Below are 2,518 nucleotides of genomic sequence, written 5' to 3' on the forward strand. Positions count from 1 at the left end.
TCTGGACAAAAATGTCCCCATATCGAACTCGATGACTTAGAAAATTCGGGACGTAATCAACGTGGCAAATTTGAAGGTAGTTCGTGGATTAGCGGTAAATATCAACAAGTAGAAGGTGGTTGGGGTTGTTTGAAATCGGTAAATGGAGGGAAAGAACCGACAGGAAGACTATCCTATGGCAGTGCATTTAAAGTTGTGGTGATGGAACCTAATGAGAAAACCGATACCGTTGACACTGCTTTATTCTTTCGATTCAAAAATGCCTGTGGTGCAACCCCATATTTTATTGGTCCAGTTCCATTTTTCAACTATAATACCAATTCGCCTATTTTTCTTGGCAAGTAAAATAATATTCTTCAACTCAAAATTGATTATTTATGAAACCAGATTCCACTACCTCAATTGAAATTTTTCGTTTTCTCGGCTTCTTTAATTTAGGATTGGGGATTTTTGTATTCATTTCAACTCTATTTTTGAATAGCTGAAATATTGGAATACATACTCTTTAGAGTATTTTTAAATGAAGCAGAAATTCACACTATCATCAACTAGAAAGATTACAACAGAACAAAAAAAAAGCGAAATAAAATCGAGCTTCGATATCAATGGACTATTTCAATATTTCGCTAATCCCGAAGGCTTGACAATGATAGGAGTTTTAGTATTCCTAATTTTGTTAAGTCAGTTTTCTGGTGGTAAAAAAGGTAAGATTTCCACCGGAAGATTAGTAGGGAGAGGAGAAAAACTGGCAGCAACAAACCTCGCTCTCCAACAAATTGAACAACGCAAACACAATAAAGTTACTTTTTGGTGCGGTTCACCCAAATATTGGTTTTCAGGAAGATTCAAACAAACAGGTGCAAAATTTCAAACTATTCTTGGTGCATCTCCCACCGTTTGGATTCCCCACGCGGAACGCTCTACTCTTGTTCTTGGCGCTCCTGGTTCTGGTAAAACTTTCGGGACAATCGATCGCATGGCTGAAAGTTGCATGGCACAGGGATTTCCCCTAATTGTCTACGACAAGAAAGGCGACCAAATGAAGCTACTTGCACCCCTGGCAGCACGTTACGGCTACAAAGTGTGGATATTTGCACCGGGAGAACCATACAGTGAAGTCATAAATCCCCTGGATTTTATGGAGAATCAAGAAGACGCAGTGACAGCGGCACAAATTGCTCAGGTGATTAACGCCAATGCTGGTGGTAGCGGAAAAAGTGATGAATTTTTCTCTAAAGCCGCAGATTTATTAGCCAAAGCATTAATCCAACTTGCGAAGGGTAGCGATCGCCCAGATTTAGCAATGGTTTACTGCATTCAATCAACTGATGGCTTTATCAATAAGTTGCACGCAGCAGTTCAAGCTGGTAGAGTCTCGCGGTGGGTTGCAGCTTCGTTCCAGCAATATCTCAAAGCTAAGGATAGCGAGAAAACCATCGCTTCGATTGACACAACCACAGTTGGTATATTTTCAGGATTCATGCAGCGATCGCTCCTCCCATCTTTCATTGGTAAAAGCACCATCCCCACCAAACTATCGGGAAAGCAAATCCTAATTTTCAAATTAGATGACCCCAGACGCGATGTTGTCGGACCATTGTTAGCAGCCGCACTCCACATGACAATTGTGAGTAATTTATCCACTCCTAGAAAAGACCCATTGGGAATATTTATCGACGAATTACCCTCGTTGTACCTGAAAGCATTACCACAGTGGATTAACGAATATAGAAGCAACGGTGCTTGCTTTGTTCTTGGTGTTCAGTCTTTAGAACAGCTAGCCAATGCTTATGGGGAGAATTTGAGTGCGATCGCAAGTGCCTGTAGCACGAAAATCCTTTACAACCCAGCCAACTATTCAACCGCAGAAAAGTTCTCTCAATCTTACGGACATAAGGAATTCATTGTTAAAAATAAATCCATCAGCGATTCCAAGGAAGGACGAACCATTACTTGGACGGATAACTTGCAAACCATGCCAATTATTACTCCAGATGAAATTATGCGCTTTCCTCAAGGGAAATGCATCATCACCAATCCTGGTTATAGTTCCTCTGGGGAAGGTTCAATTCCCTATCCTGTCACTATTCCCATACCTAAATTAGACATTCATCGAATTAATAAAAGCGAACAACTTTGGGAAAATCAAGTTTGTCCCAGGTTAGTAGAGCGATCGCAATTAATTGATATCAGCGAATTAGACTCGGCAATCGATTTGAGGAAACAAATTGCGGAGCAGCTTTTAGTGAATGGGGAACGAGAAGCAGATACTAGCAATCAAGCAAAAGCAAAAACAAAATCAGTTGAATTAGTTAGCCCCAATTCCGAACCAGTTTGGTAAAACCAACCATTATTCACAAATTATCTATTGTGTTTTCTAATGTATATACAGTTGATACATAGCAAATATCCACCTATCTTCAATTAAAAAACAAGATTTTTCATTTGAAATAACCATTTTTATATCTGATGTGCAGGTTTATTTATTGTCACAATAGTCTATTTTTATTACATTTGA

Annotated in this window: 1 protein-coding gene and 1 pseudogene; both read left to right on the forward strand. The window is 39.4% G+C overall.

From position 1 onward, the window contains the following. A pseudogene (locus CK510_RS29220) lies at positions 1–345 on the forward strand (M23 family peptidase); the annotation flags it as partial. 175 nt (positions 346–520) lie between these two features. Next, a complete protein-coding gene (locus CK510_RS29225; protein ID WP_095724959.1) occupies positions 521–2,341 on the forward strand; it encodes a type IV secretory system conjugative DNA transfer family protein in 1,821 nt (606 codons plus the stop codon). Positions 2,342–2,518 lie beyond the last annotated feature (177 nt).

This window comes from Brunnivagina elsteri CCALA 953, assembly GCF_002289455.1.
GTDB lineage: Bacteria > Cyanobacteriota > Cyanobacteriia > Cyanobacteriales > Nostocaceae > Brunnivagina > Brunnivagina elsteri.